Annotated in this window: 14 protein-coding genes, 1 tRNA gene, 1 riboswitch and 1 other annotated feature; of the genes, 10 read left to right on the top strand and 5 right to left on the bottom strand. The window is 45.9% G+C overall.

Annotation, left to right across the window (positions count from 1 at the left end):
- Positions 1–1,472: a sequence feature (23S ribosomal RNA rRNA prediction is too short), on the top strand.
- A 95-nt stretch (positions 1,473–1,567) separates the two neighbouring features.
- Positions 1,568–2,626: a YaaC family protein gene (locus PO771_RS19385; RefSeq protein ID WP_272561264.1), complete on the bottom strand. Its 1,059-nt coding sequence runs from the start codon at positions 2,624–2,626 to the stop codon at positions 1,568–1,570.
- 202 nt (positions 2,627–2,828) lie between these two features.
- On the opposite strand from PO771_RS19385, the gene guaB reads away from it, so the two are divergent.
- The 5 genes from guaB (at position 2,829) to serS (ending at position 8,803) form a co-directional block, all read left to right on the top strand.
- Entirely contained in the window at positions 2,829–4,298 is a 1,470-nt protein-coding gene (guaB, locus tag PO771_RS19380) for an IMP dehydrogenase (protein WP_272561263.1), read from the top strand.
- A gap of 112 nt (positions 4,299–4,410) precedes the next feature.
- Entirely contained in the window at positions 4,411–5,739 is a 1,329-nt protein-coding gene (locus PO771_RS19375; protein ID WP_272561262.1) for a D-alanyl-D-alanine carboxypeptidase family protein, read from the top strand.
- 142 nt (positions 5,740–5,881) lie between these two features.
- On the top strand, positions 5,882–6,766 hold the full coding sequence (gene pdxS, locus PO771_RS19370) for a pyridoxal 5'-phosphate synthase lyase subunit PdxS (RefSeq protein WP_272561261.1): 885 nt from the start codon (positions 5,882–5,884) through the stop codon (positions 6,764–6,766).
- A 6-nt stretch (positions 6,767–6,772) separates the two neighbouring features.
- Positions 6,773–7,360 carry a pyridoxal 5'-phosphate synthase glutaminase subunit PdxT gene (pdxT, locus tag PO771_RS19365; protein WP_272561260.1) on the top strand — a complete coding sequence of 196 codons (588 nt, stop codon included), beginning with the start codon at positions 6,773–6,775 and terminating at the stop codon, positions 7,358–7,360.
- Between the two features lie 156 nt (positions 7,361–7,516).
- A complete protein-coding gene (gene serS, locus PO771_RS19360; RefSeq protein WP_272561259.1) occupies positions 7,517–8,803 on the top strand; it encodes a serine--tRNA ligase in 1,287 nt (428 codons plus the stop codon).
- A gap of 45 nt (positions 8,804–8,848) precedes the next feature.
- Here serS and PO771_RS19355 read toward each other — a convergent pair whose 3' ends face one another.
- Positions 8,849–10,384, bottom strand: a complete 1,536-nt coding sequence (locus PO771_RS19355) for a succinyl-CoA:acetate CoA-transferase ScpC (RefSeq protein ID WP_272561258.1) — start codon at positions 10,382–10,384, stop codon at positions 8,849–8,851.
- Between the two features lie 207 nt (positions 10,385–10,591).
- On the opposite strand from PO771_RS19355, the gene PO771_RS19350 reads away from it, so the two are divergent.
- Positions 10,592–10,665: transfer RNA gene (locus PO771_RS19350), tRNA-Arg, on the top strand.
- Between the two features lie 55 nt (positions 10,666–10,720).
- On the opposite strand, the gene PO771_RS19345 is transcribed toward PO771_RS19350, so the two are convergent.
- Genes PO771_RS19345 through PO771_RS19335 form a run of 3 tightly spaced genes read right to left on the bottom strand, consistent with a single transcriptional unit; the run spans position 10,721 to position 14,560 of the window.
- A complete protein-coding gene (locus PO771_RS19345; protein ID WP_272561257.1) occupies positions 10,721–11,836 on the bottom strand; it encodes an aminopeptidase in 1,116 nt (371 codons plus the stop codon).
- A 60-nt stretch (positions 11,837–11,896) separates the two neighbouring features.
- Positions 11,897–13,855 (bottom strand): sensor histidine kinase, encoded by a 1,959-nt coding sequence (locus PO771_RS19340; RefSeq protein WP_272561256.1) that lies wholly within the window; start codon positions 13,853–13,855, stop codon positions 11,897–11,899.
- A gap of 18 nt (positions 13,856–13,873) precedes the next feature.
- Complete coding sequence (locus PO771_RS19335; protein WP_272561255.1) at positions 13,874–14,560, bottom strand: response regulator transcription factor; 687 nt, start codon at positions 14,558–14,560, stop codon at positions 13,874–13,876.
- A 193-nt stretch (positions 14,561–14,753) separates the two neighbouring features.
- Positions 14,754–14,951, top strand: a riboswitch (cobalamin riboswitch).
- Positions 14,952–15,086: 135 nt separating this feature from the next.
- Between PO771_RS19335 and cobJ the strand changes: the two genes are divergently transcribed.
- From cobJ to PO771_RS19315, 4 genes are read left to right on the top strand one after another with little or no spacing between them, the layout of a single operon-like run.
- On the top strand, positions 15,087–16,730 hold the full coding sequence (cobJ, locus tag PO771_RS19330) for a precorrin-3B C(17)-methyltransferase (RefSeq protein ID WP_272561254.1): 1,644 nt from the start codon (positions 15,087–15,089) through the stop codon (positions 16,728–16,730).
- A 27-nt stretch (positions 16,731–16,757) separates the two neighbouring features.
- Positions 16,758–17,690, top strand: a complete 933-nt coding sequence (locus PO771_RS19325; protein WP_272563225.1) for a sirohydrochlorin chelatase — start codon at positions 16,758–16,760, stop codon at positions 17,688–17,690.
- Entirely contained in the window at positions 17,687–18,466 is a 780-nt protein-coding gene (gene cobK, locus PO771_RS19320) for a precorrin-6A reductase (protein WP_272561253.1), read from the top strand. The genes PO771_RS19325 and cobK overlap by 4 nt, the downstream gene beginning before the upstream one ends.
- Positions 18,466–19,116 (top strand): precorrin-8X methylmutase, encoded by a 651-nt coding sequence (locus PO771_RS19315; RefSeq protein WP_272561252.1) that lies wholly within the window; start codon positions 18,466–18,468, stop codon positions 19,114–19,116. The genes cobK and PO771_RS19315 overlap by 1 nt, the downstream gene beginning before the upstream one ends.
- Positions 19,117–19,121: the final 5 nt, after the last annotated feature.

Raw genomic sequence — 19,121 nt, 5'->3', positions numbered from 1 at the left:
AGCAACGGGGGGACGCAGGAGGGTAGGGTGAGCAGACTGCTGGTTATGTCTGTCCAAGCAGTGAGGCGTGTGTATAGGCAAATCCGTACACTGTAACGCCAGGCTGTGATGGCGAGCGAATTAAAGTAGCGAAGTCCCTGATCTCACACTGCCAAGAAAAGCCTCTAGCGAGGAGTGAGGTACCCGTACCGCAAACCGACACAGGTAGGCGAGGAGAGAATCCTAAGGCGCGCGAGAAAACTCTTGCTAAGGAACTCGGCAAAATGACCCCGTAACTTCGGGAGAAGGGGTGCCCCGGTAGCGTGTCAAAGCGCGAGGGGGCCGCAGTGAAAAGGCCCAAGCGACTGTTTAGCAAAAACACAGGTCTCTGCGAAGCCGCAAGGCGAAGTATAGGGGCTGACGCCTGCCCGGTGCTGGAAGGTTAAGGGGAAAGGTTAGCCGCAAGGCGAAGCTTTGAACCGAAGCCCCAGTAAACGGCGGCCGTAACTATAACGGTCCTAAGGTAGCGAAATTCCTTGTCGGGTAAGTTCCGACCCGCACGAAAGGCGTAACGACTTGGGCACTGTCTCGGCAAGAGACTCGGTGAAATCATACTACCTGTGAAGATGCAGGTTACCCGCGACAAGACGGAAAGACCCCATGGAGCTTTACTGCAGCCTGATATTGAATGCTGGTATTGTTTGTACAGGATAGGTGGGAGCCGTTGAATCCGGACCGTCAGGTTCGGGGGAGGCGTCCTTGGGATACCACCCTGACAATGCTGGCCTTCTCACTTGCATCCCTTACCGGGATGAAGGACCGTGTCAGGCGGGCAGTTTGACTGGGGCGGTCGCCTCCTAAAAGGTAACGGAGGCGCCCAAAGGTTCCCTCAGAATGGTTGGAAATCATTCGCAGAGTGTAAAGGCACAAGGGAGCTTGACTGCGAGACCTACAAGTCGAGCAGGGACGAAAGTCGGGCTTAGTGATCCGGTGGTTCCGCATGGAAGGGCCATCGCTCAACGGATAAAAGCTACCCTGGGGATAACAGGCTTATCTCCCCCAAGAGTCCACATCGACGGGGAGGTTTGGCACCTCGATGTCGGCTCATCGCATCCTGGAGCTGAAGTAGGTTCCAAGGGTTGGGCTGTTCGCCCATTAAAGCGGTACGCGAGCTGGGTTCAGAACGTCGTGAGACAGTTCGGTCCCTATCTGTCGTGGGCGTAGGAAATTTGAGAGGAGCTGTCCTTAGTACGAGAGGACCGGGATGGACGCACCGCTGGTGCACCAGTTGTTCCGCCAGGAGCACAGCTGGGTAGCTATGTGCGGACGGGATAAGCGCTGAAAGCATCTAAGCGTGAAGCCCCCCTCAAGATGAGATTTCCCACAGCATAAGCTGGTAAGACCCCTTATAGATGATGAGGTAGATAGGTTCGAGGTGGAAGTGCAGCAATGTACGGAGCTGACGAATACTAATCGGTCGAGGGCTTAACCAATATAACTTGCGTTTCGTTTCGATTCAGTTTTGAAGGTGTAGAATACCCCCTTTATTCTAAATGGATAGAGGGGGTATTTTGTTATATTGCAGACGTTATACAACTTGAAAAATATGTCGTTTTCCTAATAGTAAATCATACATGATATTGGGGAATTTTCGGGTTGATATCGTTAAGAACTCTTGAATTATATATAGGTCCTCTGAAGCAAAAGAAAAGATAATTTCTCCCCATTTCTCTGTTTCATATCGACAGAGCATACTAATTATATACATAATCATGTAGTGAATTTCGATTTCATTAATCGTAGCATCCTTCTTTATAGATACATTATAGAAAAATTCTCCTTTGTAATTACTACTAAAAAGTTCATTTTCGAACCCATTTCCATTTTCTTTTACATGTGTATAGGTCGGATGACTCCATTCTAATTGAATCATTCCAGATGGAGTGTTTGCATTTGATGCTGAAAAATTTCCTTCCCCTTTGTTATAGCGATTCATATAGTAAATGAAACTATCGTATGTTAAATGAGCGCAATCGAGTACTTCTTCCGAAAGGGAAAGTACTGTACAGGATCGTGAAACATCTAGGGAAGGAGACACAGTCACAGGAAGAAGAGTCGTTTTATGATAGATACGTTGATAGGTTGGCTGAAGTTCTGGTAAGAGAGCGAGTAAGTCAGAAAGCTGATACTTATCGCACACGGGCTCTTTTTGCAGTAAGGAATGAAAGTAAGGGAGTAGCCCCTCTTTTTGAATTCGAACCTCGTCCTCTGCTAGTGAGTAATAATTCTTTTTTATTTTTCGACTTGTAATGCCGTGTTGCAACACTTTTGTTGTACTGGGATAAAGTGGGTCCCTTGTTAAGATGTACGCTTTTAGGAGGCTAACCATTCCATAGTATAAAAGAAGTGGACGAACCAATAGGTCACTTTTTTTGGCGGACAGGTAGTATTGTCTGGCCTGTTTTATGTAGTAAATAAACTTGGTTGCATTTGTAAAAGCAAGGACATTTGCCTTCTTATAGTCCTGTTTTTCATAGGTATTTTGTAGAAATTGCTTGACCATCGGTTCGTTTTCAAAATATAAATAGCTATCCCACATTTTTTCAGTTGGATTTTCACATAATATTGTATGAACCGCTGTGTACATAAAAACCCTCCATTTATCTCTGATTATTCGTAAAAATCAAACATGTATTCCTTTTATTTTGAGATTTTCCTGTAGTGTTTGCTGAAAAGCCGAACAATATGAATGTATTCTTGACAGTAAAATAAGTGATTTGTTAAACTTTCGATAATATCAATGAACGCATTTAGAAATATCAAAACAATGGAAAAGGAAGGTACTCATCGTGTGGGAAAATAAATTTGGTAAAGAAGGCTTAACATTCGACGATGTATTATTAATTCCGGGAAAATCGGAAGTGCTCCCTCGTGATGTAAATGTAGGTACACAATTAAGTGAAGACGTCAAACTCAACATCCCTCTCATTAGTGCAGGTATGGATACAGTAACGGAGTCAGCACTCGCGATTGCGATTGCAAGACATGGCGGTATGGGTATCATCCATAAAAATATGTCCGTTGAAAAACAGGCAGAAGAAGTAGACCGTGTGAAACGTTCTGAGAGTGGTGTTATTACGAATCCTTTCTCATTGAAGCCAAATCACCCTGTATCTGAAGCGGAAAACCTGATGGCAAAATTCCGGATTTCCGGTGTGCCGGTTGTTGATGATAATAATAAACTTGTCGGTATCATTACAAACCGTGATATGCGTTTTGTTCATGATTATGCAGCTTCAATCGGTGAAGTAATGACAAAAGAAGAACTGGTTACAGCTCCGGTTGGCACTACTTTGAAAGAAGCAGAACAAATTCTACAACGCCATAAAATTGAGAAGCTTCCACTCGTTGATGAAAATAATGAACTGAAGGGCCTTATCACAATTAAAGATATTGAAAAAGCGATTCAATTTCCAAACGCAGCAAAGGACAAGCATGGACGTCTGCTGTGCGGAGCGGCAATTGGTGTAGCGAAAGATACATTTGAGCGTGCAGAAGCGCTTGTAAAAGCCGGAGTGGATTGTATTGTAATCGATACGGCTCACGGGCATTCTAAAGGTGTTATTGATACGGTAAAAGAAATGCGTGCGAAATATCCAGATTTAACGATTGTGGCTGGTAACGTAGCAACAGGTCAAGCAACACGTGATCTCATTGAAGCTGGTGCATCAGCCGTTAAAGTTGGGATTGGACCAGGCTCTATTTGTACAACTCGTGTTGTTGCAGGGATCGGTGTGCCGCAGATTACAGCGATTTATGACTGTGCCACAGCTGCTCGCGAATATAACGTTCCGATTATTGCGGATGGTGGCATTAAGTACTCAGGCGATATTGCAAAAGCAATTGGTGCAGGGGCATCCATTGTTATGGTTGGAAGCCTGTTTGCTGGATGTGAAGAAAGCCCAGGTGAATCTGAAATTTATCAAGGCCGTCGCTTCAAAGTATATCGAGGCATGGGATCTCTTGGTGCCATGAAGGAAGGAAGTAAAGATCGTTACTTCCAGGAGAAAGAGAATGATGACAAGAAACTGGTACCGGAAGGCATTGAAGGTCGTGTACCGTACAAAGGACCGCTTGTAGATACTGTTTATCAACTTATCGGGGGCTTACGTGCCGGTATGGGCTATTGCGGAACAAAAACAATCCAGGAACTGCATGATAATGCGCAGTTTATCCGCATTACAAACGCAGGTCTAAAAGAAAGTCATCCGCACGATGTACAAATCACGAAGGAAGCACCAAATTACTCGTTGTCCTAACACATATAATCTGTTAAAAATAGCAAAAAAGACAGGGCGAAAACGCCCTGCCTTTTTTGTGTTGTTATGATAGAATCAATAGTATTGTGTGATAAAAGTGGAGGTGCAAGATTTGATAACACGCGGTAAAAAACTGACGAAAACATTTTTCATCGCGGTAGCTTTTTTACTGGCATTTTTGCCGGCAATGCTCGTCCCGTCTGGACAAGTTTGGGCACAGGCAGCTACCCCGACATTGAACCTGAATGTAAAATCCGCCATTCTAGTGGAAGCGAAAACAGGGAAAATTCTTTATAAATACAATGAGAATCAACCATTTGCTCCGGCCAGTATGACGAAGATGATGACAGAATATCTTTTGCTTGAAGCCATTAAAAACAAAAAAGTTACCTGGGATCAAAAAGTTACAGCTGATGAATATGCAGCTTTCCTCGGTAAGCCAGGCGGTTCATCTGTTCTTTTGGCCCTTGGTGAGCAGCATACAGTTCGTGAGTTGTATGAGGCAATGGCGATCTATTCAGCCAATGACGCGACTTATCTTATCGCTAAGACGGTTGGCGGATCAGAAGCTGACTTCGTAAAGATGATGAACAAAAAGGCGAAAGAGTTTGGTATGACACAGACGTATTTCGCAACAGCAACTGGTTTTCCGTTAAAAGACCTTGGTCAGTTTGCGCCACCTTCTGATCGTGGTGATAACGTGATGTCAGCACGCGATGCAGCCATTCTGGCAAAAGAATTGATTACAACGTATCCGGAATTGCTTGAAACAACGAAGATTCCACACAAAATGTTCCGAGAAGGTACACCTCATCCGCTTAAAATGGACAACTGGAACTGGATGCTTCCAACACTTGTAAAACAATATCCAGGAGCAGATGGCTTAAAAACAGGACATACTGATGATGCAGGATATTGCTTCACTGGTACAGCAGAGCGCAATGGTATTCGTGTTATCTCAGTTGTTATGGGGACCAATTCGTTCCTGAGCCGTTTTACAGAAACAGCTAAGCTATTCGATTATGGATTCAGTAATTATAAAATGGTGCCGCTGCTTGCAAAAGGTAGTCAGGTACCAGGTGGAGAAAAAGCCACTGTTAGTAAAGGGACCGACAAGGAAATAGAATTGGTGACAGGCCAGGATCTTGTGTATCCAGTTCGTAATGGGGAAGAGAAGGCATATAAACCAAAGGCGGTTGTAAAAGAAGCAACGGCACCGATTAAACAGGGACAGGCACTCGGTACAGTTAAGCTAGTCGGTGCAAACGGACAGGCTGATGAATTCCTTCGCCCGGTGGATGAACAAAAAGCCGGGGGCACGTTGGTTGCGAAAAATGATGTAGAAGAAGCTGGCTGGCTGCGCTTGACGTTCCGAGCAATTATTGACTTTATTGGTGGATTGTTCGGTAGCCTTGGCGGTCTGATTAAAGGTTTATTCTAGCAAATTTGTTTACTCCAATATGTAGTGGAATAAACATTGGAAGCTTATTTCATTGTTTTTTTTCGATGTTTTATGTAGAATTGTTTTATTGATACTCTTTATATATTTCAGAATTTTATAAGGTGGCAGGAGGATTTTACAAATGACAGAACAAGGAACATCGCGTGTAAAACGTGGAATGGCAGAAATGCAAAAAGGCGGCGTCATCATGGACGTTGTAAACGCTGAGCAGGCGCGAATTGCAGAAGCGGCTGGAGCGGTAGCCGTTATGGCGTTAGAGCGCGTTCCTGCGGATATTCGCGCAGCAGGCGGTGTTGCCCGTATGGCAGATCCGACAATCGTGGAAGAAGTAATGGCAGCCGTTTCGGTTCCAGTTATGGCGAAGGCGCGTATCGGTCACTTCGTAGAAGCAAAAGTATTGGAATCACTTGGCGTTGATTATATTGATGAATCTGAAGTACTGACTCCAGCGGATGAAGTATTCCATATCAATAAAAACGATTTTACAGTTCCTTTCGTTTGCGGTGCTCGTGATCTTGGCGAAGCGCTTCGTCGTATCGGTGAAGGTGCATCCATGATCCGTACAAAAGGTGAGCCAGGAACAGGTAACATCGTAGAAGCTGTTCGTCACCAACGTATGATGCAAAGCCAGATTCGCAAAGTATCAAGCATGGCGCTTGATGAGCTGATGGCAGAAGCGAAAAACATTGGTGCTCCATTCGAACTTCTTAAATACGTACATGAGCACGGCAAGCTTCCAGTTGTAAACTTCGCAGCAGGCGGCGTGGCAACTCCAGCTGATGCAGCTCTTATGATGCACCTTGGTTCTGACGGTGTATTCGTTGGATCCGGTATTTTCAAATCGGACAACCCAGAAAAATTCGCTCGTGCAATCGTAGAAGCAACAACTCACTACCAAGATTACGCACTGATCGGCGAGCTTTCCAAAAACCTTGGTTCAGCTATGAAAGGGATCGACGTAACATCTCTGCTTGAAAACGAGCGCATGGCTGTACGTGGCTGGTAATCGATCATGAAGATCGGGGTACTCGCTCTGCAGGGTGCCGTAGCGGAACATATCCGCCTGCTGGAGATGGCCGGGGCGGAAGCCGTTGCGGTGAAGAAAACAGAACAGCTTGATGAGATTGACGGCCTGGTTCTACCGGGTGGCGAAAGCACAGCAATCGGCAAGCTGATGAAGAAGTACGGATTCGACACAGCGCTTACGGAGTTTTCTGCACAGAAGAAGCCGATCTTTGGCACATGTGCAGGATTGATTCTTCTCGCAGGCGAAATTGATGGTCAGGACTGGGTACACCTTGGTCTGATGGACATTAAAGTAGCACGTAACGCATTTGGTCGTCAGCGTGAAAGCTTTGAGACAGACCTGCCGGTGAAAGAAGTAGCAGAAGACTTCCGAGCTGTATTCATTCGAGCACCGCTTATTCTGTCAGTTGGAGACAGTGTAGACGTGCTTTCTGAATACAAAGGCGAGATTGTAGCGGCGCGTCAGGGACATCTGCTCTGTGCGTCATTCCATCCGGAATTGACAGAAGACGCTCGCATGCATACCTACTTCATTCGCATGGTAGAACAATATCAGAGTGTTGCAGCAAAGTAACACATAAAGGGCACCCTTGAGGGGGTGTCCTTTGCATATTTTGGTGCGATATAGTAAAGTAAAGATATATGATAATCGACAACCTGATGCCTGTCCCCATGTGCGGGAGAGGGTTTTTTAGTATAGGTGCTCTACATACCAGGAGGAGAGAACACGATGTTAGATGTAAAACGGCTGCGGACGAATTTCGATGCCATTCAAAAAGCGCTCGAAACGCGCGGTGAAAAGCTGAATGAAATTGAGAAGTTTGTGGATGTCGATACGAAATGGCGCTCCCTGCTCGCGGAAAGCGAACAGCTAAAGAATAAGCGTAATGTCGTAACGGAAGAGATTGCCCGCCTGAAAAAAGAAAAACAAAATGCTGATGAACTAATTGCAGAGATGAAGCAAGTATCTGCAAAAATTAAAGAATATGATGAGCAAATACGTGTACTAGAAGAAGAAATTTCCCAGATCATGCTTGGGATTCCTAATGTACCACATGAAAGTGTACCGATTGGTCTGACAGAAGATGATAATGTTCCCGTGCGTCACTGGGGGGAAGCAGTTTCCTTTGCGTTTGAACCGAAGCCACATTGGGAGATTGCAGCCGATCTTGGCATTCTGGACTTTGAAGGAGCAGCCAAAGTAACGGGCAGTCGTTTTGTATTCTACAAAGGCGCTGGTGCTCGTCTGGAGCGTGCGCTTATTAGCTTCATGCTGGATTTGCATACGATGCAGCATAACTATGAAGAAATCTTGCCACCGTATATTGTGAACCGGGAAAGCATGACAGGAACCGGTCAGCTTCCGAAGTTTGAGGAAGACGCATTTAAGCTTGCTGATACTGATTATTTCTTGATCCCGACAGCGGAAGTGCCGGTGACAAACTATCACCGTGATGAGATCATCAGTGCGGACAGACTGCCAATTCGTTATGCAGCATACAGTGCTTGCTTCCGTTCCGAAGCAGGTTCAGCTGGACGCGATACGCGCGGTTTGATTCGTCAGCATCAGTTTAATAAAGTCGAACTAGTGAAGTTCGTTCAGCCAGAAACGTCATATGATGAGCTGGAGAAGCTCGTGAATGACGCAGAGAAAGTGCTGCAGCTGCTTAGCTTACCATACCGTGTAATGAGCATGTGTACGGGAGATCTGGGCTTTACAGCGGCGAAGAAATACGATATTGAAGTATGGATTCCAAGCTATGATACGTACCGTGAGATTTCAAGCTGCAGTAACTTTGAAGACTTCCAGGCGCGTCGTGCAGGCATTCGTTTCCGTCGCGAGCCAAAAGCAAAACCAGAGTTCGTACATACACTGAACGGCTCAGGATTGGCCATTGGACGTACGATGGCTGCCATTCTGGAGAACTACCAGCAGGAAGATGGCAGTGTTCTGATTCCAGAACCACTTCGTCCTTATATGGGTGGACTTGAAAGAATCGAGAAAAAATCAAAGTAAGATCATAAAAAGGGAGCGGCAGATTATATCTGTCGCTCCTTTTACTTAGTTTACATTCACTTTTTCTTTTTCTACGAGCGGTAAAGTGGAACCTTCCCGCATTGAGCCTGTTTGATTGAAGCGTACATGCCAGGCAAACGCTTTTTCTAAAACATGTGGAGTCTGCCCACCGCGTTGTGAAGCTTCGTTAAAGTAGGCATACAGCTGTTCCCGATAAGACGGATGGGCGCAGTTCTCGATCAGTTTGATCGCGCGTTGTCGAGGTGTCAGGCCGCGCAGATCTGCAACTCCTTGCTCGGTTACGACAACCATCACATCATGCTCAGTGTGATCGACGTGTGAGATAAACGGAACGATGCTGGAGATGTCTCCGTTCTTCGCAATCGATTTCGTTACAAAAATACTCAGGCGAGCGTTACGTGTAAAGTCACCAGAACCACCAATTCCGTTCATCATTTTGTTGCCCATGATGTGAGTTGAGTTAACATTTCCATATATGTCTACTTCAATCGCGGTATTGATCGTAATTAAGCCAAGACGGCGGATGATTTCCGGGTTGTTAGACATATCTTGTGGGCGAAGCATCATTTTATCGCGATAGTTTTCAAAATGATTCAGCACAACGTCCATTTTTTCTTTGGACAGTGTGAGAGCACCACCAGATGCGAAGCGAATTTTGCCTGCATCAATCAGGTCAAATACAGAATCTTGCAGCACTTCAGAATATAGTTCCAGGTCATGGAATTCGGAATGAAGGAAACCATGGAACACAGCGTTTGCTACCGATCCAACGCCTGATTGAAGCGGAGGAAGCTTTTCTGATAAGCGTCCGGCTTTGATTTCATCTCGCAGGAAATTCAGGAGATGACGGGCAATAGTGCTTGTTTCCTCATCTGGTTCGACAAGTGTTTTCGGAGTGTCCAATTGTTCGGTGATGACGATACCTTTAATTTTATCTAGGCCAGTAGGGATGCTAGTGCGGCCCACACGATCATCAACGGCTTGAAGTGGAATCGGTTTTCGCTCGCCAAATGCTCCGATGTCATAAATGTCGTGTACGCCTTCGAGTGATAACGGTTGAGCAAGGTTTAGCTCCACGATGACTTCTTTTGCATTTTTAATATAGTTATGTGTATTGCCACCTGAGGTAGTTGGGATGATGCTTCCATCTTCTGTAATAGCCAATGCTTCTACAACCGCGATGTCGACCGAAGGAATGGCTCCGGTTAACAGGGCATCTCCGGTTTCGGATAAATGTTGATCGATATAGTTAACGTTTCCCTTATTGATGCTTTTGCGCAAGTCTTTATCAGATTGGAACGGCAGGCGAATGTTCATGTAGTCCGCTAATACGGAGTCAATTGTAGGAGCAACAGATGCACCGGTATAGACGTTAATTTTAAACGGTTTTCCAGCTGCACGAGCGCGTTCTGCAATAGCAACGGGAATTTCTTTAGCATCCCCTGATGAAGTAAAGCCGCTGAAGCCAATGGTCATACCGTCTTCGATCCAGCTCGCGGCGGTTTCTTTTGTGACGATTTTTTCGAGCAGGGAAGCATGGCGGATACGGGATGATAACATATTTAACTCACCTCTGATGGACTGTTATAGTTTACGGTTCATTTATTTATCTGTAATAAAACAGTATCAGAATAAGTTGGACTTGTATGTTTTTTCGGATAAATGAGAAGAAATCATGATAGAAGAGAGGATTCTTTATATAAAAACGCATACAATAATGAGGTTTGAAATTTGATAAGGACATCGGTATAATGGAAGAGGAATTTTGACTCCGTAGCTCAGTAGGATAGAGCAATAGTTTCCTAAACTACAGGTCGGAGGTTCGAATCCTCTCGGGGTCGTTATAGGTTTAGACGAAAAAATGCGCGGTTCGCTATAGGCGAGACCGCGCATTTTTTATTTCAGGTTTTCTGGATTTAATGCTTCTAATTCAGGAACGACAAAGCGGCCATCTTTGCGAATCAGTTGATCATCAAACCAGATTTCGCCGCCACCGTATTCCGGGCGTTGGATTAATACCATATCCCAGTGGATGGCTGATTTGTTTCCGTTATACGCCTCGTCATAGCATTGCCCAGGCGTAAAGTGAATCGAGCCATCGATTTTCTCATCAAACAGAATGTCTTTCATCGGCTCACGGACGAACGGGTTTACACCAATCGCGAATTCACCCACGAAACGTGCTCCTTCATCCGTATCAAACACCTCGTTAATCCGGTTCGTATCATTTGCGGTCGCTTCGACAATTTTACCGTTCTCGAAGCGGAGTACAACATTTTCGAATACGAAGCCATTGTATGGAGTCGGCGTATTATATGAAATCGTACCGTTGACCGACTCACGAACTGGAGCCGTAAACACTTCGCCATCTGGAATGTTCAGTTCACCTGCACATTTGATGGCCGGGATATCTTTGACTGAGAACCGTAGATCCGTCCCTGGAGCAGTCAAACGCACTTGGTCAGTCTTCTCCATGAGTGCAACCAGTGCATCCATTGCCTCGCTCATCCGGGCATAATCCATCGTGCATACATTGAAATAGAATGTTTCAAATGCTTCTGTACTCATATTTGCTAGTTGGGCCATTGATGGTGTCGGGTAACGAAGCACAACCCACTTCGTTTGCTTCACACGAATCTTACTGTGGACATTCGCATTATACAGTTGATTGTACAGCTTCAGATTCTCTGGCGGAACATCAGATAACTCGTTGATGTTCAGGCCACCACGAATCCCAATATACGCCTGCATCTGGCGCATTTGCTGCTCATCATTCTCCATCCAGACGCGAACTTGTTCTTCGGTTGCATTCATTAGAAGCTCACGAATCACCTGATGATCGCGGATGTTAACATGCGGGTGCCCCCCTGCTTTATGTACTTCCCGGATGACCGCTTTGACCAGCATGTTATCAATACCAAATGCTTCAATCAATACATGTTCACCCGGCTGTACTTTCGTCGAATAGGTAACAAGATTGCAGGCTAACTGTTCCATGCGGCTGTCTATCATAGTATTTCTCCTTTTCGTTGGATAATAGTTGTCTGCTCTATTATATACGAGAAAAAGGAATTATTTACTTGTCTGCACGATTGGCAGACTGACAGACAACCGACAGCCTTTCCCAGGTTCAGAAAAAATCATGAGCTGCCCATCCAATTTTTGCGCACGATTCTGCATGGTTGTCAGACCAAATCCATATTCAATCTCTGAGGTCCCTGTTCCGTTATCTTTTAACGTCAGGTGCAGCATGGCTCCCCGTCGTTCCATCGTGAAAATAAAATGATTGCTTTGCCCGTGGCGGATTCCGTTCGTTAATCCTTCTTTAAGAGTGTGATAAATAAACTTTTTCTGGGGAAGTGTCAAAGAGGGAAGTGGTTCAATCACCGTATCAATTTTTACTCCCGTATGTTTTTCTGTCTCCGCAACAAGATGATATAAAACACCTGGAAATACAAATTGTTCTTCATCCTCCTGATCAATTCGAATGGCCCGGCGGATCTCATTTAGCCCATTTCGTACAAGCTCCTGTGACAGTTCTAATTTTTCAAGAGCACGCGGCAGGTCTTTTGAGAGTAATCGTTTCCCGGCTTCAATCTGGATAACAGTTGTTGTCAATGTATGACCGACAATGTCATGAATATCTCCTGCAATACGGCTTCGTTCCTCCATGATGGACATCTCGGCACGTGCTCGGGCAACTTCACGAAGGGAATGCTCGAGGGACTGTGTTCGTTCTTGGACACGCAATTCCAGAGTTTCATTGAGTTCTTTTAATTCTCCTGTCATCTGTTCGACTCGGGAGAAGCCACGAGCAAATGTGATGGAAAGATTGATCGATTGAACAGAAGTGAAAATTAGCAGTCCAAATGTTGTGAAATTTCCGTATGGAATGATCTGATTGTAATACAGAATATCAAGGGCAACGGTAATCATGAAGAAGATCGCGACGAAACAATTGATATAACTGAACGGTCGTTTACGAATAACAGCAAGGATTAGAACGTACATGAGATAAACAATCGTAATCAGCATGAAATTGTAGTGAATCGAAGCGACTCGAGTATAAATACTAGCAGGTGTTACAATGGCGATACAGGCAAAGAAAGAGCAAATAATCTGGATAATTTGTACCACACGTTTTTTAATTTCTTGCGGATAAAGCGATTGAATGAGCAGACAAAGTACCGCAAGCCCAAGAAAAAGAATAATATATTCGATTTTTTTTGAGAGCTCCCAGTTAAAGTTGGGAAACAGCTGAAACAAAAACATATTTTCTTGCATGGTAGCACGAATGCTAAGCATAAAAGAGAATAGCCCGAAATAGAAAGAAGGCAGATCTTTGCGCCGGATGGCATATATCGTCAAATGATAAACACCGAGAATAAATAAGCTTGCGATAAGCAGGGCTTGAACGATTATGCTATGTTCCTTCCAGTCGGCGAGTGTTTGCGCGTCCCCTACTAGCATCTCATTCCACATGCCCCCATTTTTATGTACGAAGTTAGAGATTTGCATGGTAAGGACAAGCGTATCTGTTTCCGGACGAAAGTAAACAAGACGCGGCATGTAGTACGGCTTCATCGTTTGTTTGGACGTCCCGACGACTCCATTTTCTGAGATTTGCTTGCCGTTAAGTAGAAGTCGATAGGCCGTGTAGACATCAGGAACATAAAGGGCGAGTAGTTTATCTTTTTCTGCAGGATTAAGTCGTATGGTTGCGATAAAGGTTGCATAGCCTTCACCGGGGAGTTTCTGTCCATTCCATTCGTACCCGTTCCACACATAGGGAACGGTAATAAAATGTGAGGGAATAGAATCTGGTGTATCACGCAGCTGTCTCCAGTAAAATTGCCATTCCCCATTCAAACTAACGGTCCCTTTTTGCTCCAGATCCCAGTCGCGCAAATCAAGTACCCCTTGCTTTACAGTAGGATGGTGAGAAGCTGTAGAAGGTGAGCAGCCTGCGAGACTAAATGGGAGAAGAATAAGAATGAACAAGATCGAAAGGCAAGTGTAAGCTCGTCTCATGAAGGTTCTTCCTTTGCTTTACTGAGTATTGGATTCTTCAATGCCAAGGGTTTGAATATACATAATGGCTTTTGTCCGTTCATTTGTACCGATTTTGCTGTAAATAATGCTGATATAATTCTTTACTGTACCTTCACTGATGAACAGGGCCTTGGCAATTTGCCGATTACTGAAGCCCTTGAGCATAAGATGGGCAATTTCTTTTTCGCGTGTGGAAAATTCGATGCCTTCCTGGCGTAGTTTTTCGGTATTGATCTCGTGTTGGGCTTGGGAAGAAAGTTGAGAGAGTCGGGTTGCAAGTTTGGTGGCAATGATGGAAGGGAGCAAGAGCTGGCCGCAAGCTGCATCTCGAATGGAAGAGATTAATCGATCTCCGTGAATATCTTTTAATAGAAATCCGCTGGCTCCATTCGCAAGACCTTCTATGATATAGGCATCTTCAGCAAATGTAGTAAGAATAAGAATAACAGTCTCAGGGAATTCTTTTTTGATCAGACGAGTGCTTTCGATTCCATCCATGACAGGCATTCGTACATCCATCAAAACAACGTCGGGGCGGTGCTGGGCTACCATTTCATATGCTTTTTTTCCATCATCGGGTGTTCCAATGACTTCGATATCATCTTCTAATTCCAATATGGTTTTAAGTCCTTCACGCATTAATGTTTGATCGTCAGCGATCAGAATGCGAATGGGTTTATTCATACAATCAATCCCCTCCTGAAGTAAGGATACCTCCTTTATATTGTAATAAATTATGGAAGAGATACGGTAGTAAATATTTTAGTATTCGATATGACTATGAGTAAAATAATCGTTAGTTTGCAGCAGCAAAAGTCACGAATTTTTCAGCATAGTCGAAATATAGAATTCGTGATATGATAGGGCTACTTAAAAATTGAATGATTTGCTTTGCGGTGCCCGATATGTTTATGTAAGGGCTTAATAGGGAAGTTCGGTATAAAGCCGACGCGGTCCCGCCACTGTGAAGAGGAGAGTGCTATCATAATGTCCACTATTTCGTGATTGAAATGGGAAGGGGGTAGAGCTCGTTTGTACTCGAAGCCAGGAAACCTGCCGTAAAGTTCTGCACGATCGAACCACGAGGATGGGGCGTGTTGACTAGCGACAGGCATACGAGCAAAGTAACTGTATGACTAATTGTCTACCAATACGTCTTTCTAACCAGAAAGACGTTTTTTTATTGTACAAAAAGGAAGGAGCACGGGAGATGAAACGAGGAAAACTGCTGCTGATTGGATTTGGTCCAGGAAGTGAAGCACATCTGACTATGCGAGCGCGGACTGCGATTGAAGAATGTGAAGTAATCCTGGGGTATACGACATACGTCGATTTGATTCGTGGATTGCTGCGGGACGAGCAAGTTGTTATGCAAGCCGGGATGACTGAGGAAGTAGGTCGGGCACAGGAAGCGGTGCGCCAGGCGGAACAGGGCAAAGTAGTAGGCGTAATCTCCAGTGGGGACGCCGGGGTATATGGAATGGCTGGACTCGTCTATGAAGTGCTTATGGAAAAAGGCTGGACGGAAGCTGATGGGGTTGAAGTAGAAGTTGTGCCGGGCATCTCGGCGATTAATTCATGTGCATCCTTGCTTGGGGCGCCGGTTATGCATGATGCATGTACGATCAGTCTAAGTGACCATCTAACACCATGGGAGTTAATTGCAAAGCGGATTGATGCTGCAGGTGCGGCAGATTTTGTTATCGCTTTATATAATCCGAAAAGCGGACGCCGGACGCGCCAGATTGAGGAAGCGCAGCGTATTTTGCTGCAATATCGTTCCCCGGATACTCCGGTTGGGCTCGTGAAGAGTGCGTATCGGGATCGTCAGTCAGTAGTTGTGACGACATTAGCTGACATGCTTAATCATGATATCGGGATGCTAACAACTGTCATTATCGGAAATAACTCAACATGCTTGTATGACGGTAAAATGATCACGCCGCGTGGCTATCAGCGCAAGTATACGCTTGGCTCGGAGAAACAAACGTTAGCACCGCATCAGCGCTTGCGAGAAGAAAATGAGCCGTGGGCACTGCACAGCATGGATGAGCAGTCAGGAACAGAAGCGATACAGTCTGCACCTGAACAAAAACGGGAGCAGGTGGAATCCCTTTCCGCTCGGGCGCTAGCAGATGAAGCACTTGGGTGCTTGTATGGTGTAAAAGAGTCCGTTGCTGTTGCATCTCCTTCTGGCTTTGTACAAGAGCAGATTTTTGAATTCGCAGTTTCACCTGGAGTGGCGAATAAGAAGCTGAGTGCGGCACAGATGATGCTGCTTGCCGGGATTGTCGGAGAACGGGGCTCGATGGATTACACGCCGGATCATCAGTTCCGCATTAGCCTGCCAACCGCAAATCCGGATGAAGTCGTTAGTCGTCTTCGTGAGGCAGGCTTGCTCGTACTGCCAGTTGGGAATGTCATTACGGTAAAAGCATGTGATTTCTGTGACGGGGAGAAGACGGACCCGATTCCATATGCAGACGAGATACAGGCACTGCTTGGTGGAATGGATGTGCCAAAAGAAATGAAAATTGGCTTTAACGGCTGTGGCATGGCGTGCTATGGCGCGGTTAAAGAGGATATCGGTATTGTGTTCCGACAGGGAAAATTTGACCTGTTCTTAGGGGCAAAGACAGTGGGACGGACCGCACATGCGGGGCAGCCTGTAGCGGAAGGGATTGAACCGGCTGAGATTGTTGGGCTGCTGGAACGAATTATTGCCGTCTATAAAGAACAGGGACATCCGAATGAACGTTTCCACAAGTTTTTCAAGCGGATCAAACAGATCGAAGGCTTCGTCTATGAGGAAGTGCCGATTCCGGTGCTGGCAGAAGCTGCGTGTGGAGAATAGCAGACAGGGAGGATAAGCAGCATGAGTATGGACGCAATATTATTCGTTGGCCACGGGAGTCGTGATCCGCAGGGGAATGAGGAAATTTCCGCATTTGTAGAGCAGATCAAAGAACGGATCGGGGTTCCGATTATTGAAACGTGTTTTCTGGAGTTTGCTGCCCCAGACATTGCCCAGGGGCTGGCAGCTTGTGTAGAGCGTGGCGCGACAAAGGTAGCAGTCATCCCGATGATGCTTCTTCCAGCCGGACACTCGAAGCTACATATTCCAGCGGCATTGGATGTAGCACGCAAGCAGTATCCGCATGTACAGTTCATCTACGGGCGTCCAATCGGAATTCACGAAGAAGTACTGCATATTATAGAGGAACGACTGATGGAGACAGGCTTCGATCCGGCACAACAGGCGGATGATACAGCGGTTCTACTCGTTGGACGCGGCAGTAGTGACCCTGATGCGAATAGTGAGGTATATAAGCTATCCCGTCTGCTCTGGGAACGCCTACATGTAAAATGGGTGGAAACGTGCTTTATTGGGGTAACCGATCCGAACGTAGAGGAAGGAATTGCACGTTGTCTGGCACTCGGTGCGAAGCGCGTCATTCTCGTTCCGTATTTGCTCTTTACGGGCATTTTGATGAAGAGAATGGAAACGAAACTGGATGCATTCCGTGCACAATATACGGATCGGGAGTTTGTGATGACCGCTTATTTTGGGTTTCATGAAGGGCTGAAGACGATTTTTGAGGACCGGGTGGCGGAAGCGCTGGCAGACGACGTGAAGATGAACTGTGATGTGTGTCAGTACCGTCTATTTGCGGTGGAGCACCTGGATCTACATCACGACCATGATCATGATCACGGCCATCACCACCATCATCATCACGGTGATCATGACCACCACGACCACGATCATCATGATCACCACCATCATGATGAGAAGGGGTCGGTAGAATCATGATTTTGATGTTGGCAGGAACGAGTGATGCGCGGGAGCTGGCACTTCAGATACAAGATGCCGGGTATGAGCTGCTTACGACGGTTGTGACGGAGAGTGCGGCGAAAAGCATGACAGAGGCTGGGATTCCGGTGCGGATAGGCCGCCTGAATGCAGACGAGATTGCGGCAGTAGTCGTAGAGCAGGGGTTTCAAGCGATCGTGGATGCGAGCCATCCGTTCGCAGAAGAAGCATCACGTAGCGCATTAGAAGGGGCTGCTGCTGCAGGTGTACCGTACATTCGCTACGAGCGAAAATCGGTCGAAGAGCCGACACATCCACTTGTAACGGTTGTTCCCGATTACGAATCTGCCGCAGAGGAAGCGGCACAGCGCGGTGGCGTGGTGATGCTGACAACGGGAAGCAAGACGCTGCAGGTATTCGTAGAACGATTGCGAGACGTGCCGGGTCTAACGCTCATTGCCCGGATGCTGCCGCGTCGTGACAACATGGAAAAGTGTGAGCAATTAGGTGTAGAGCAGAAGCATATCATTGCGATGCAGGGGCCATTTTCTAAGGAATTAAACATTGCTCTCTATCGGCAATACGGAGTCACACTGATGATCACGAAAGAAAGCGGAAAAGTCGGCTCCGTAGATGAGAAGTTGGAAGCAGCATTGGAACTGGGCATTCCGACGATCCTCATTGCCCGGCCAAAGATTGATTACGGAACGGTATTCTCAGAGTTTGATGCCGTACTTACGGCTTTACATACTAAAATCAGGGAGGAAATAATCTAATGGATTTTCATACAGAATTTAAACCACTTACGGTTCAACCGCAAGAAATTGAAAGCAAAAGCTTTGAGATGATCACAGAGGAACTGGGCGAGCATCCATTTACCGCTGACCAGTATCCTGTTGTACAGCGTGTTATCCATGCATCTGCTGACTTTGAACTTGGACGTAGTATGGTGTTCCATCGGGATGCGATTGAGTCCGGGATTAAAGCGATCCGTGAAGGACGTAAAGTAGTAGCGGATGTGCAGATGGTACAGGTCGGCATCAGCAAGCCGCGTATCGAAAAATTCGGTGGCAGTGTACATGTATATATCTCAGACAAGGACGTTATGGAAGAAGCAAAGCGTCTGAATACAACAAGAGCAATTATCTCCATGCGTAAAGCAATTAAAGAAGCAGAAGGCGGCATTTTTGTGATCGGGAATGCACCAACTGCCCTTCTTGAGCTCATCCGTCTTGTCAAAGAAGGGGAAGCGCGTCCGGGTCTTGTGATCGGCGTTCCAGTTGGATTCGTATCGGCGGCAGAGTCTAAAGAAGAGCTGGCGAAAATGGACATTCCATTCATTACGAATATCGGACGGAAAGGCGGAAGTCCTGTTGCCGTTGCAGCCCTGAACGCCCTGACCATTCTCGCGGAAAAGAGAGGCTAACTTCG

This window comes from Aneurinibacillus uraniidurans (assembly GCF_028471905.1).
GTDB classification, from domain to species: Bacteria; Bacillota; Bacilli; order Aneurinibacillales; family Aneurinibacillaceae; genus Aneurinibacillus; species Aneurinibacillus uraniidurans.
Note: the sequence above shows the minus strand (reverse complement) of the source record. Positions and strands in the feature narration are given on the sequence as shown.

Bases quoted from the DNA above. Each gene is read 5' to 3' on its own strand.
- serS (WP_272561259.1), top strand. From the start codon at position 7,517: ATGTTAGATGTAAAACGGCTGCGGACGAATTTCGATGCCATTCAAAAA.
- PO771_RS19340 (WP_272561256.1), bottom strand. From the start codon at position 13,855: ATGAGACGAGCTTACACTTGCCTTTCGATCTTGTTCATTCTTATTCTT.
- cobJ (WP_272561254.1), top strand. From the start codon at position 15,087: ATGAAACGAGGAAAACTGCTGCTGATTGGATTTGGTCCAGGAAGTGAA.
- PO771_RS19325 (WP_272563225.1), top strand. From the start codon at position 16,758: ATGGACGCAATATTATTCGTTGGCCACGGGAGTCGTGATCCGCAGGGG.
- pdxS (WP_272561261.1), top strand. From the start codon at position 5,882: ATGACAGAACAAGGAACATCGCGTGTAAAACGTGGAATGGCAGAAATG.
- PO771_RS19385 (WP_272561264.1), bottom strand. From the start codon at position 2,626: ATGTACACAGCGGTTCATACAATATTATGTGAAAATCCAACTGAAAAA.
- PO771_RS19335 (WP_272561255.1), bottom strand. From the start codon at position 14,560: ATGAATAAACCCATTCGCATTCTGATCGCTGACGATCAAACATTAATG.
- pdxT (WP_272561260.1), top strand. From the start codon at position 6,773: ATGAAGATCGGGGTACTCGCTCTGCAGGGTGCCGTAGCGGAACATATC.
- cobK (WP_272561253.1), top strand. From the start codon at position 17,687: ATGATTTTGATGTTGGCAGGAACGAGTGATGCGCGGGAGCTGGCACTT.
- PO771_RS19345 (WP_272561257.1), bottom strand. From the start codon at position 11,836: ATGATAGACAGCCGCATGGAACAGTTAGCCTGCAATCTTGTTACCTAT.
- PO771_RS19315 (WP_272561252.1), top strand. From the start codon at position 18,466: ATGGATTTTCATACAGAATTTAAACCACTTACGGTTCAACCGCAAGAA.
- PO771_RS19355 (WP_272561258.1), bottom strand. From the start codon at position 10,384: ATGTTATCATCCCGTATCCGCCATGCTTCCCTGCTCGAAAAAATCGTC.